At 60.9% G+C, this 12,614-nt stretch carries 14 protein-coding genes; 2 read left to right on the top strand and 12 right to left on the bottom strand.

Annotation, left to right across the window (positions count from 1 at the left end):
- Positions 1–3 precede the first annotated feature (3 nt).
- Complete coding sequence (gene arsH, locus ONG87_RS05950; RefSeq protein WP_264382427.1) at positions 4–705, top strand: arsenical resistance protein ArsH; 702 nt, start codon at positions 4–6, stop codon at positions 703–705.
- A 7-nt stretch (positions 706–712) separates the two neighbouring features.
- A complete protein-coding gene (locus tag ONG87_RS05945; protein WP_264382426.1) occupies positions 713–1,249 on the top strand; it encodes an arsinothricin resistance N-acetyltransferase ArsN1 family B in 537 nt (178 codons plus the stop codon).
- A gap of 63 nt (positions 1,250–1,312) precedes the next feature.
- On the opposite strand, the gene ONG87_RS05940 is transcribed toward ONG87_RS05945, so the two are convergent.
- The 12 genes from ONG87_RS05940 to ONG87_RS05885 all read right to left on the bottom strand — a co-directional run bounded on the left by ONG87_RS05940 (position 1,313) and on the right by ONG87_RS05885 (position 12,579).
- A complete protein-coding gene (locus tag ONG87_RS05940; protein ID WP_264382425.1) occupies positions 1,313–1,684 on the bottom strand; it encodes a DUF1353 domain-containing protein in 372 nt (123 codons plus the stop codon).
- Positions 1,681–2,244, bottom strand: a complete 564-nt coding sequence (locus ONG87_RS05935; RefSeq protein ID WP_264382424.1) for a hypothetical protein — start codon at positions 2,242–2,244, stop codon at positions 1,681–1,683. Before ONG87_RS05935 ends, ONG87_RS05940 begins: the two co-directional genes overlap by 4 nt.
- The gene (locus ONG87_RS05930; RefSeq protein WP_264382423.1) at positions 2,241–5,375 is read right to left on the bottom strand and encodes a hypothetical protein; all 3,135 of its coding nucleotides are present in this window, start codon (positions 5,373–5,375) and stop codon (positions 2,241–2,243) included. Before ONG87_RS05930 ends, ONG87_RS05935 begins: the two co-directional genes overlap by 4 nt.
- Positions 5,375–5,896, bottom strand: coding sequence for a hypothetical protein (locus ONG87_RS05925; protein ID WP_264382422.1), 522 nt, complete (start codon positions 5,894–5,896; stop codon positions 5,375–5,377). The genes ONG87_RS05930 and ONG87_RS05925 overlap by 1 nt, the downstream gene beginning before the upstream one ends.
- A gap of 5 nt (positions 5,897–5,901) precedes the next feature.
- The gene (locus ONG87_RS05920) at positions 5,902–6,405 is read right to left on the bottom strand and encodes a capsid cement protein (RefSeq protein ID WP_264382421.1); all 504 of its coding nucleotides are present in this window, start codon (positions 6,403–6,405) and stop codon (positions 5,902–5,904) included.
- A complete protein-coding gene (locus ONG87_RS05915; RefSeq protein ID WP_264382420.1) occupies positions 6,402–6,953 on the bottom strand; it encodes a hypothetical protein in 552 nt (183 codons plus the stop codon). The genes ONG87_RS05920 and ONG87_RS05915 overlap by 4 nt, the downstream gene beginning before the upstream one ends.
- 29 nt (positions 6,954–6,982) lie before the next feature.
- Positions 6,983–8,503 (bottom strand): hypothetical protein, encoded by a 1,521-nt coding sequence (locus tag ONG87_RS05910; RefSeq protein ID WP_264382419.1) that lies wholly within the window; start codon positions 8,501–8,503, stop codon positions 6,983–6,985.
- A gap of 8 nt (positions 8,504–8,511) precedes the next feature.
- A complete protein-coding gene (locus ONG87_RS05905) occupies positions 8,512–9,324 on the bottom strand; it encodes a hypothetical protein (RefSeq protein ID WP_264382418.1) in 813 nt (270 codons plus the stop codon).
- Between the two features lie 31 nt (positions 9,325–9,355).
- Positions 9,356–9,802, bottom strand: coding sequence for a hypothetical protein (locus ONG87_RS05900; RefSeq protein WP_264382417.1), 447 nt, complete (start codon positions 9,800–9,802; stop codon positions 9,356–9,358).
- Positions 9,803–10,153 carry a hypothetical protein gene (locus ONG87_RS05895; RefSeq protein WP_264382416.1) on the bottom strand — a complete coding sequence of 117 codons (351 nt, stop codon included), beginning with the start codon at positions 10,151–10,153 and terminating at the stop codon, positions 9,803–9,805. It lies immediately after the preceding gene.
- Positions 10,154–10,258: 105 nt separating this feature from the next.
- Complete coding sequence (locus ONG87_RS05890; protein ID WP_264382415.1) at positions 10,259–12,070, bottom strand: hypothetical protein; 1,812 nt, start codon at positions 12,068–12,070, stop codon at positions 10,259–10,261.
- Positions 12,070–12,579 carry a hypothetical protein gene (locus ONG87_RS05885; RefSeq protein ID WP_264382414.1) on the bottom strand — a complete coding sequence of 170 codons (510 nt, stop codon included), beginning with the start codon at positions 12,577–12,579 and terminating at the stop codon, positions 12,070–12,072. Before ONG87_RS05885 ends, ONG87_RS05890 begins: the two co-directional genes overlap by 1 nt.
- Positions 12,580–12,614: the final 35 nt, after the last annotated feature.

Below are 12,614 nucleotides of genomic sequence, written 5' to 3'. Positions count from 1 at the left end.
CACATGACAAGCCAACTGCCTAATCTTGATCTTGATTTGTTCGATTCCGATCCGGTTACGACTAGTTCAGGCACTCAAAAGCCAAGGATTTTGCTTCTCTACGGATCGACCCGTGAGCGGTCTTTCAGCCGCCTCGTAGTGGAAGAATCTGCTCGACTGCTGGAGCATTTTGGAGCTGAGACAAGGATATTTAATCCTTCCGGGCTGCCCCTTCCAGATGACGTGACGGTTGATCATCCCAAGGTGCAGGAACTACGAGATCTAATGCAGTGGTCCGAAGGTCAGGTTTGGTGTTCCCCGGAACGTCATGGGGCGATGTCGGGCGTATTCAAAGCGCAGATCGACTGGGTTCCACTGGCGCTCGGAGCGGTACGTCCTACCCAGGGCAAGACCCTGGCAGTGATGCAAGTTTGTGGGGGCTCGCAGTCATTCAACGTGGTCAACCAGCTCCGCGTACTAGGTCGCTGGATGCGCATGATCACCATCCCGAACCAGTCGTCGGTACCCAAAGCCTACATGGAGTTCGACGACAACGACCGGATGAAACCTTCTCCCTACTACGACCGTATCGTCGACGTGATGGAGGAACTAGTGAAATTCACAATGCTGCTTCGTGACCACCAGGATCATCTGGTCGACCGATACTCAGAACGCAAAGAGAGCGCTGAGCAACTGACTTCCCGAGTCAACCAGCGATCAATCTGAGGCCGCCATGACGATTGAAATAAGGGCCGCACGTCCAGAAGACGCCTCTGAGATCCAGGCTATCTACGCGCCGGTGGTTGCGGGAACCTCGATATCGTTCGAGGAGGTGCCACCATCGGTTGAAGAAATGCAGCAGAGGATCGTGAGCGCCTTGGCCACGCACCCTTACTTGGTTGCCTTACGCGAAGACAGGGTTATAGGGTACGCGTATGCAAGCCAGCACCGGGCGCGTGCGGCATACCGTTGGGCAGTGGATGTCACTGTCTACATAGCGGAGGCGGAAAGGCGGAGTGGCGTTGGCCGCAGCCTTTACTCAGCACTGATACCTATCCTTCAGCACCAAGGTTTTCGTTCAGCCTTCGCGGGCATTTCACTACCGAACCCTGGCAGCATTGCCCTACACGAGAAGATGGGATTCGTACACATTGGAACCTTCCCTGAGGTGGGCTACAAGCACGGCGCATGGCATGACGTTGGATATTGGCAGTTTAAGTTGAACAGAAAAACGTCGCCGCCGACCGAGCCTCAAGCGTATTCAATTTAGACAGGACCAGTAGACGCCTGCTTGCTAATGATTCGTAGCTCTCGGATCAATGCTAGATGGGCCTTATATTTTCCGGCGGAAATGACCAGCGCCACCAATCCGGACGCCGGCCCAGAACAGTGCTGCACGCCACTTGGCTACGCCGTCGGCGCGCAGCGCCCGGTAGAACAGGTCGTCGCATTCCCTGCGTGTGAGCTGGCCTTGGCTGTAGAGGTAGTCGTGAACTGTGCAGGCGCGATTGCCATAGGTCACCATCAGGGCATAGACGGCGAACAGCAGGATGTTATGGAAGACCTGCAACGATGCGAAATTGGTCACAAAGCCTGCAGGCACCTCAATCGTGCCGTGCTTATCGTCCTCCAGGCGCAGAACGCCAAGCAGTATGTTCAGCTTGCCGTCCTGCTCCGTCTGCAACTTCGTGGCGAACACAGTCATGAAAAGCTCCAAGTCACGGTTGCTGGATCGGTGGCGAGCCCGATGTTCCTCTCTGCCACATGACGTACTGCTGTGTACCGCGCAACCATCGTCGTGTACCCATCGTTGTTTGCGATCACCCTGGAAACCAGATCAGCGAAGGGCTCGGTCCAGCCGAGGTTCTGCCGCTCTGTCCAGAGTTGGGTCAGGAAGGGCGTCGAGGGCTTTGTGTCCACGTCCGCCGCTACCCACTGCTTGGCCTCTTCTGCCTGGATGGTCCACGTCTTGATCTCGTAGTCCGGCCACCCCGATTGCAGGCCCGCCATGGCTCTCTGGTAGTCGTCATTCAGCAAGGCCATCCGTTCCCCTGCCGTCACCTTCGGCTGCGCTGCTGCGGACTGTGCGGAGGTCATACGGATCAAGGCCTTGGTGGTCAGGTCTACCACCCACATCCAAGGCTCTTTCTTGACCGCCGCGTACTGGTCGTCCGTCAACTCCAGCCCGGAGACACCTTGCGGGATCGTTGGACATTGCATCAGGGACAGAACCATGCCCTTTGCGTCATAGGTCATGAAATTCAAGTGAAAATCTCCTGAGCAACGATGAACCGGGTGAATCTGGAGTCCGTCGCCGTCACTGTGGACAAGCTGTCTACAGTCGTCTCAACGTTCCAGTAGAACTCGTAGGTCCAAGTACCAGCGCCGGGCTGATCGATAATCGAGCCCTGCTTGTAGTTGAAGTTAGTGTCGGGGCCGGGAATGATCCACGAGGCGTTGCTCAGCTGCACACCGTTACGCTTGATCATGATCCCGGAGTTGTTGCTACCCGCGTGCTGCACGACCAAGTTGTACGTCAGCTGGATGGGGTTGTTGCCCGTGGTGATCGTGCAGGACAGGCTGCCGATCTTCACCTGACCGGTGGCTTGCGTACGGTACGGCCCACCCAGCTCAGACACGTTGACGAGGTTCGCCGGGCGCAAGGGCCTGCCGCTGTACCGGGTGTAGTACAGCAGTTTCCATGCGTTGCCGGGCATACCGAGGATCTCGCACGAGTCACCAAACTCGGTGACCAGCGTGGCCAGCCCGTTTGGCAGCTGAATGTTCGTGTTCTGGATAGTCATGGCCCCTGCAAACAGGATCTTCCGGGTCACGCCTTCTTGCGCGGTACCGAAGCTGGTCAGGTTGCCATTGCCTGTGCCAGTGACGGTGTTGGCCTGCGCCGAGGCTGCATCCAGCACACCGTTGCTCAGAGCTACCGTTACGTTGGGTGCTTCGTCGAGGGCGCCGATCATCCGGCCACCGGACAGAGGCAGGCTGGCACGGTTTGGAGCTACCCGGCCAATTCCTACCCAGTCGACATCGAACACGTCTGCCGTGCTGGCACCGAGGTCCAGCCGCACTTGCAGGATGATGTTGTCAACCCAGTCCGTGCCGCCAAGGGTCAGAGCAGCCATGTCGACATCGAGGATCACACTCTGGCCGACAGCGAGGTTCGGGTTCGGCACCTGCTTGTAGTAATTGCCCCACGAGTGAGAAGCCGTCCTGCTGTAGAACTTGCCATCCCAGCCGCTACCCGCCTTGCGGGTGATCTTCATGCGGAGCACGGTAAACAGCGCCCCGGGCAGCGCCATGACCGGAGACACGATGTACGGGTCAGCCGTGGTGGAAGTCACGGTCAATGAGCCACCGGCACCGTTCAGGGTCGCGCCTGACGCTATCCAGCCCTCGGTGTCCCCCTTGTCGAAGTGCCACATGGCGAACGCATCAAAAGGCGCCATGATCAGCAGGCCCTGAGCCGCGTTGATCTGTGCCTGCAACTTGCCCAGTGCCGACAGCACCGAATCAGTCGCTGCAATTGCGGCATTCGTGGCAAACGAAACCCCGGCAATAGCCGTATCCCGAACGAACTTCGGAAGGTCCTGCCACGTCTTGTCACCCCTCCAGTACTGGGCAGACGTGCCCCCACCAATCGAAGGCTCCTTCGTGTCATCCGTGATGATGATGTCAGAGCTACCGTCGAAGTTCACGCCGTTGATCTTGCGTGCGTTGGCCAGCTTCGAAGCTGTCCCGGCATTGCCATTGATACCGAGCACACCGGTTTCAAGGTTAAGAGTCAACGGACGCTGGGTGGTCCACCCGCCCTGCTTGTCATCCTTGGCGGTCACCAACAGGTAGAAATAGCTGGGGTCCTGCCGGAAGATCGTGCCGTAGTTCCCGGATGTAGCCCGAAAGAAGTTGATGGCGGAGCTCTGGAGCTCACCAGTCATTGCGGAGTCCGGCCCACCAGACCGGCTGAGGTTTGCATCGGACAGAGACTGCACCGTGTCCATGAAGGCAACTTCTCTCGGAGTCGTCCACACATGGGTGTTCACATCACCCCGGGCACGGACAAACATGCGAGAACGGCCGGAGGTCCATTCCGTGTACACCTCGGTGACAGCCAGGCCATGGCCACAGATCTGAATCCGGTTACCGAAGTCAATCGGAAAGCCTTTGGCGAGGCCTCCGTAGATCCCTTCGATGTAGGCCCGGCCAGCACGCGCGCTGTAGTTGGCAGTGCCCGTAGGCATTGCTGCCTCAGCCGTGTTGCCCATCCAGTTGGCATTGACCTCGATGTCAGCCGTGCCATCAAAGGCCGCGCCGCCGATCAACCGGGCGGTCCTGAGCTTCGTGGCCTGTGCAATGGTCACCGAGATCGTGACAGCCGCGCTGCCATCGAAGTTGACCGAGCCACTGGCATCGCCCGACAAGCCGATAGAACGGGCCGTGGCCAGCTTGGTTGCAGCCGCTGCGGTACCGGTCGAGGCAAGCTTGTTGTTCAGCTGGGCTTGGAGCTTGCCAAAGGCCTGTAGGAACGTGTCGCCCGCCGCCAGTGCAGCGTTGCCCCCTACGGTGAAACCGAATAGGGCGGTGCTGCGTACCCGCGCCTCGGTGAAGTAGACGTTGGTACTGCCCTCCGTCACCGCATCCGTGCTGCCAGGGCTGGCAATGATCGGGGCGTAGGCACTGCCACTCCACCGGAACTGGGAGCTGGTGACTCCGTTGGCGTCCGTGTAGGGCGTGACCGTGATGTAGATCTTGCCGGGCTCACCCGTGGCTGGCAGGGCCGAGAAGGTCGGGTACTCCAGCACATCGTCGACATAGGACGGAAGCTGGCTGGCAGGGACCATGCCGCTGGTGTCCAGTGTCGCGACACCGTTGGGCGCCCCCATCAGGGCCGTGGCGATCCTGCTGCTGTCGACAATCGTGATGTTGGCCGTGCCGTCGAAGTTCACACCGTTGATGGTGCGAGCAGTCGCCAGTTTGGTGGCCGCAGCCGCCGTGCCGGTAGTCAGCAGGCGGTTGTTCAGCTGGGTCTGGATCTTGCCGATGGCTGCCAGCAGCGAATCACTTGCGACCACAGCGGAGTTCACCGTGAACACCACACCGTTCAGCGTCACGCTACGAACCCGGGCATCCGTGTAGTAGAGGTTCGAGCCTTCGCTGACGCTGCTGGTGGACAGTGCCGGAAGCTGGGCAATCGGCAACTTGCCACCGGAGTCCAGATCAGCCTTCTGGCCAAGTGCATCCTGCACTGGCTGACTGACCGGCTTCTCCAGGTCGGGCGTATTGTCTGCCCGGCCCAGGCCCACTATGGACTTCGCCAGTGTATCCCCGGCAGGCAGTTGTTTTTTCACGCCTCCAATGAGGACGAGCGGAGTCCGTTCGGTCATTAGATCATCACCGGTTCATAGTCCGAGGTGACCAGCTCGGTCGCCGACTTGGCCACGCCCAGCTGCTGGGAGAGCTTGCCGTAGTTGGCGGCCAGGGTTTCGTCCAAAGGCGCCGCGATGACCCCGCCGGCGGTGCCGAGGAAGTACTTGGTGCCCACGGTCAGACCGGTCAAGCCCGAGTTCACACCGTCCATGGGGTAGACGGTGGTACTGGCGGCAGAAGCGAAAGCGCTGGTCACGAAGCCATCCGCCTGGCGGCCGTTGGTGTTGTCGGCCTTGCGCGCCTTGAGCGTGCCGGCGTCGTTGAAGAAGTTGATGAAGTTGCCAGCGGTCAGCTGCTCAGACGCCGGCACGATGGTGGTATTGGCGCCGATACCCAAGGGCATCAGGCTTGCATCGAGGCGGCCATCGGCGCCGGTGGCCACGACCTTGTCGGCATCAGCGGCGCCGGCCGAGGCCTGCAGCGCCTCAACCATTTTTTGGATGCCGGAAACGAGGCGAAGAAAACGAGGTGCAGGCATGGGTATTACTCCAGGTCGATAGGGTCTTGCAGGTTGAGGATCAGGCGGGTTGGCGAAACCGCCGCACCGATAAGCAGGTTGAAACCTTGGGTGGGGGGCACCTGGGTGAGCGCACCATCGGCGCCCAGCCATACCCGGCCGATGTTCCAGGCCCAGGCCGCATCGTCGATGACGCCAGTGCGCTGGATATTCAGCGTGGCGCCGGCATCGGCAGCAGTGAGGGTGATGCCCAGCAGCAGCGCGATATGCTCGCCGTCGGCCTGGTCGAGCCGGAACACAACGCCGGCCAGCTCGTACACGGCCACCAGCGCGCTGAGTGTTTCGCCGGCCAGGCGCTGCACTGCGGATCCGCCGGCGGGGCCCGGGATGCCCACGCCGGGCGGACCCTGCTCACCGATCGTGATGACCTCGCGCTCGATCAAGTCGATGGCAATGGCGTATTCACGCTCGAGCGCCGCGGCGCCGGCCTTCTCGACTTCGAAGGTGATGACGTTGGGGCTGCAGGTCATGTGAACGCCCCCGTGAAGTAGCGCGTGACTACCCCGCCGGGGAACAGCAGGTCGAAGGTGTAGGTCATGCCGCCCGGCGCCAGGAGCAGGGTCTGGGCCGCCGTCAGCGTGCGCGCGATGGTGCCCGGCGCCGTGACTTCCAGCCCTGCCCCCTCCCCCAGGACAAACAGCGCATCGGCGCCGCTGAAGATGGTGAGCACCACCGTGGCATCGGTCAGGTCCACCGGTGGCCGGTACACCAACTGTCCGCCCGACGGCCGCAGCCCGACTGCCGATTGGCTGTTCACCTCGAGGCTGTCGGCTGATAGCCGCCTGGCGCGGTGCGGCAGCTGCTTGAACGGCTCCCGATTCAAGTCCGGCATGCCGACTGCGCCGCGCACCCACACTGGCCAGTCCGAGGCCAGGCCGTGATCGGGCACCTGCAGCACCACCGGTGCGCCGGCAATGCCGGTGATATCCCGGTACACGAACACCGGCTGCATGATTCGGATCGTGTCGCGGTACGTTGCGCCCGGAACGACGGGCAGGTCTTGGCGGGCCGGCTGCATGGCTGGCTGCTCCTGTTTCAAAAGAGGGGTTAGATCCAGTTGACCGGCTTGGAAGAACCCAGCATCAGTTGACCGGTGAAAGGGTGATAACTACCGAAGTGAGGGCTGAAGTCAGTCGGGTGCTCGCCCACTGGTGGAATAAATCCATCCGGGGTAATCGCCCCATAGAACTTGTGCTTGGGGTAATCGGTGACAGTGGCCAGGGCCAGACAGTTGTTGCTGTACAGGTAGAAGTAGGTCACGTCGCTGACATTAGCCATGCTGACCCCCACCGACGGTCGAAACTGGCCAACGTCCGCCCACAGCTCGCCCGTTGCTATGATTCCAAATCCAGCCCGGCCGGTACCGATGTTCGGAAGCTGCTCACCGTTGAAATAGGCCGTGGTGTATACGAGGTCATTCAATACGCTTTGCGACGAGAACGTGTAAGACCTGGTCCAGCGGTAATCACCGTGAGCGATCGTGATTGTGAGTGCGCCCTCGGCTGCGGTACTGCCCTCAAAATGGTACTTGCCGTCGTTCTCAACACCGCCGTGCCCGTCGGTGTATATGAGGTGCACGACCTGCTCGTCAGTCACTACGTTGATGACCGGCATTGGCCGCTCAGCCCGGTACACACAACTGAAAGTGCACGGGACAGGGGTCTCACCCTGGAAAGAAATGAAGGGTATCCAGGTCTGACGCCTGTTTACCGAGACTGGACCGGGGAACAGGTCATCCCCCTTCATGACCTTCAACGTCGTGGTTGGCACGTAGTCGTAGAAATACCGGGTTCCTGAATTGGGTCCCCCATCCCCAAAGGGCTCACGGTTGGTCTCCACCCAGTTCCGGCTTGGATCTACAGCAAAGCCGTAGTCCTCTATCGCTATCGGTTGGTCATCCCTACGCACTCGGGTTTTGTCGTACAGAATTTCGTAGCTGGCGGCGATCTCACTTCCACTTCCAATCAGCGAGACTTTCAGATAAGTGTAGGGCCGAGCATGGGGATCAAAGCCATTTCCCGCGTTCGATATACACCATGAAATGATAGCTGTGCGGCCTGTGTCGCTCACGCTATGCAGGCGTATAGAGTGAGTCTGACTGTTTCCAAAATCAGCGAAATATAACTTCCGATCATCTTCAGACAGCAACCCCACTTGAAATTGCTGAGTGAGACTTATCGACTCCGGCGCCCTGGTGAACTCGCCAAAACGCTTGAATGTAAGCCGGAGCGTTGAGGTGGCTGGCTGGATATTGCGGATCGGCATAGTCACCGACCAGCGACTACCATCCAAGGCCTGATATAGCCAACCAATCTCCTTTTCATAAAGCCGACCCGAGGTAACAAGCGCTCGACCCGACCAGTACTGGCCGCCAGCCGGCGCTTGCGCCGCCTCGGCGTCAGAGATAGGCGCTACCCCTTCCACTACAATCCTGTGATTGTCGCCGGGCCCTGCAGCATTGGCGGGTGAAAACGACAGTTCTTGTGTCGGGCGAGTCGCGCCATTGGGAAGTTGTAATGTCTCGGCGGTTATCATGCCATGCCAAGGCCAAACCAACGTTCGCTCCATCTCGCCCCCTAAACCTCTTGTATTTTGGCCACCGACCATCTGCTGCGACAGAAAGTGAGCGTGTAACGCTGCCCAGTATTGGGCTGCACTATAATTTGAGTAACGTCTTTCAGCGGATAACCCTCAGCCGTGTCAACTGTGATCGTAACAACTCCCCCGGTGAAGTTTAGGATCAAAAGTTCGACATCAACTATAGGATCCATACGATTACTATTACCTACTTCCTTAAGGATGAGGTCAGCGGAGCGCGTATTGTTGAAACTCCATGAAAACTTCCTGTCAGCACCGGCAATTGTGAGCGACGTATTATCTGATCTCGGGATGTAATCACTACCTTCAGCATGATAAGTGCGATCTGACAAGGTCCAGAAATTAGAGCCCCCAACTGATTCGAGTGGCACCCAGCAATGAAGGCGGTACGCGGTGGCAGAACTGGTCGCAACTCTCAGTATTCCGTCCATCCGCTCGGTATTGCCGCCACCCACCACATTGATTTCGAACTGGACACCTGATGTGTTCTCGAGCACCAGCAGCACTTCATAGAATCCGGGCTCGGTGATATCGGGCAGGACCAGGAGCGGATTGAATTGCCCGGGGGTCAGCCGCCACACGGTGATCGGCTGCTTATGGTTGAGGGCCAGCTCATTGCCAGTCGCCACAAGCGCGTGCCCAGGAAGTGGGCTACCCCAATCCTCGACACGAGCCGTGCCATGGGCGACCCAAGTCTGACCGCTGGCAGTATTGGTGTAGTGGGCGCCAATGCTCGGCGGTGCGAGCTGTGGGTCGGTGGTGCCGCTATCAGTGTGCTGAACGTTTGCCATTGGAATGTCCGTTTTATCAAGGCGGCGGGGATCAGGCCGCCGGTACGAGGGTGTTCTGTGCCTGGTCGGTAAGAGCGCTTCCGGCAGGGTCAGTAAGTGCGCCATCGGATGGCTCCGGCTCCGGATCGACGCCGCCCCCGCCTTCGAGCGCCGTCACCCGCGCGACGAGCGATTCAATCGTCTGTGCGAACCGGTTGAGAGTGCCGGCTGTAACGCCGCAATAAATCAATGTGCCGGTTGGCCAGGCCCGTGCTGTGGTTTCTTCCCGAGCGCGGGTGACGGTTGCGACGCCATTGGCCACAGTCACTTCGATGACTTCCCACTGGGTCTGGTCCAGTGCATTCGCAGAGTTGACCAGCGTGAGCAAGTACGTGCCGGCCGCCAAACGCGAGAGCGCTGCGCCTGGCACAGGCAGCGTGGTTGCCGCAGCCGCCATGGGCTGAGTCAGCTGGGTGATCCAGTTATTGATGAAGCGCATCTATGGCACCTTCGCCGGCGTGACCGGCTTCGCGAAGTTGACGGTGACACTCGCGCCATCGTTGTCGGTCATCACCAAGGTTTTCAGCGCCGGCATGTTGAACAGGCCATCGCTGCTGAGAATTCCGTCTGGCCAGTATTCGCGCTTGGTGTAATCGGCCTCGGTAAGTGGGCTGGCGATACCACCCCCGGTGCCGACATTGGGAGCGGCCCAGACCCCAGATCCGGTCTGCCCACCGATCCCACCGCGGCGCTCGATCCGCGACAGGGTCGTGCTTCGGCGTTGCACTCCACCCAGGCGCTGGATGTCGTCGGCAATCTGGGCCCCTGAGCCGCGGCGCTCTGCTTCCATTGCTGGGCCAATTGCGCGCCGGGATGATTCCATGGCGGCGCCACTCGCCCGCCGATTCGTCTCCAGGGCAACGCCCAAGGCGCGCCGCTCGGTCTCTGACATGGCTTACAACTCCAGAAGGTCGTTGGGAATGACGACCCGGTAGGTCGCCGCGATATCAACGGTTTTTTCGTCGGTGTCCTCTTCGGGTATGTCGATTGAGGTCACCTGAAAACGCCGGGGGAAAACCTCCAGCGTCGGGTCAGCGTTGTCATAGTTGCCCGCGAATCCATCGAGGTCTTCCTTGTATGCCGGCGCGCCCCTCTTGCCGCCGAGCTGGGTCGGCAGGCTCCGCCCTATGGGGTCGGGCCCATCCGGCTCAGGTTGCGGCTCGACTGAGGCGGCCGGCGGCTCGAGCGCATCTTCGGCGTTGCCGCCACCACGCATGACGGTGATCGTCAGGGTGGTAATGGCGCTGCCGGCAGCCAGGTCAAACGTGTCGTAGACATGGCTGCACCGCGCCGCTGCGCTGATGCCCTGGTCACTGATCGCCAACGTGTGCACCAGATCGACGTCCATCACCATGCTGGTCGGCGATTCCCAGCTGACCCGGGTCCCGCTGTGCGCCTGGATGATCGAGGTCTTGGCTTGATGCAGCAGGCACCGGAAAGCGCCCAGGCGCTGCGCCTCATCACGCTGGTCCTTGTGGCCGGTCTCGCCACCATCTTGCGCAGGCGCCCCGCCGACGCCGCCGGCCCCATTGCCGCCCACGCCATTGCCAGTGCCGGGCGCCACAGGCCGGGGCGCATCAATACCGAACGCTGTGCTTTCCCAGCCATCGGCCAGATCGTTGGTGTACTCGATCGACAAGGACTCCCTGGCGATCACCTCACCGGCCTGCGCGACGCTGGTCTCGGCCACCACCTTGAGGGTGTACTTCTCGGTTACCGGTTGGCTCCAGCGGCGGCCGCCCGTGAGCGAGGCCGCCAGCAGCAGGTCGGCGTAGTTGTTCACCCAGGGCTGGCCGTTCCCACACGGGTCAGGGGCACTGAGCGGCACTCGGTTGTAGCCGGGGTTGCGCACCAGGCTCAGGCCACTGCCGGTGACTGAATCGCGAACCATGGCCACATCCGGCAGCTCTGTGCTGTCGGGCCGCCATTGGCAGAACCCGCTGAGCCCGCCCAGGCCGTTGGTATCTGGATGCACCCAGGTGAAGTTCTCGTTGAGCTGGCGCAGGCGAGGAAAACGGTAGTTCGCTTCAATCTCGACGGTGTTGGTCAAGCTGGTGAGATCGGCATAGGACAGTGCAACCGAGTCGTAGACCGTGGTGCCGCCGCCGAACGTGAAGTCGATGTTGCCCGCGTACCAGCTGGTGAGCCGTAGCTCGCCAGTAGCTGACGAGTCCAGGCTGCCTTGCACAGAGGTCAAACGCTCCTGGGCATAGTCCCATCGGCTGCGCCCGTCTACCGCTTCGAACACCTCGTCTGACCAGTAGGAAGGGATCAGCGCCTCAACTGCCTCGGTGCTCATCGCCTCGACGCGCTGCTGCAGCTGATCGCCGCAATGGCACACCAGCAGCCTGGCTAGCGAGCCCCATTCCGTGGTGACGATGCGGCCGGTGTAGCGGCGCTTCTCGCTGGTGACACCCGCGGCAGTGCTGATGTAGTCGATCGCGACCTCGGCCCCTACCCAATCCATCGGCACTACAGGCCCCGCATGCATCTGCAGCGTGAAGTCCGCCAGGCCGGCAGCGCCGCGCTCGCGGTCGACATGCACCTGGCCGGTGAGCCTGGCGGTTACATCACTGCCGCCTACGGTGACCCGCAGCCGCCAGCGGAACGCCCGGCCCGGCACGATCGGTAGTGGCTCAGTTGCACTGGAATCACCCTGCAGGCCGCCCAGCGCCGCGGCATTGAGCGGCAATCCGTTGATCAGCATCAGACCTCTTCCCAGGCGATGGTCCAGCCAAAACTGCCTTGGCCCGAGCTCTGCGTCTTGGGAGGCTTGCTGGCGAACACGTTGTAGACCGGCATCCACTGCGCCATGTACTTGGTGGCGCCGACCATCTTCTCGATCGTCACGACCAGGCCATCCATCACGCATGGCGCTTCGACCCACCGGGCCCCGACCAAAGCGAATGCCCAGGGCGCCCAATCGTCGCGCGGAGTGCTGGGCAGCACGAGGATCTGCGCATTGCTCACCATGCTCTCCTGCGCGGTGAGGCGCAGTTCAAGCGGCTGGCTGTAGTCCAGGCCATCCAACCCCGGCGGCATCCAACCCTGGCCGCTGATGGTGCCGGCGGCTTTGCCCCAGTGGGTCATCTTGACGCCTTCGCCGCCGGACAGCCGGATGACGAATTCCCCCAGCAGCGGGTTGTCGGACTGATCCGGTGCGCCGGCATCCAGAACAATGGGGATGCCCCCCAGCATGATCAGCGGCAGGCTCATCCGTTACTCCAGAAATGAAAAAACCCACCGAGGTG

Origin of the sequence: Pseudomonas sp. MM227, assembly GCF_947090715.1 — a bacterium.
In the GTDB taxonomy this organism is placed as follows: domain Bacteria; phylum Pseudomonadota; class Gammaproteobacteria; order Pseudomonadales; family Pseudomonadaceae; genus Aquipseudomonas; species Aquipseudomonas baltica.
This window is presented reverse-complemented; position numbering and strand designations above follow the sequence as displayed.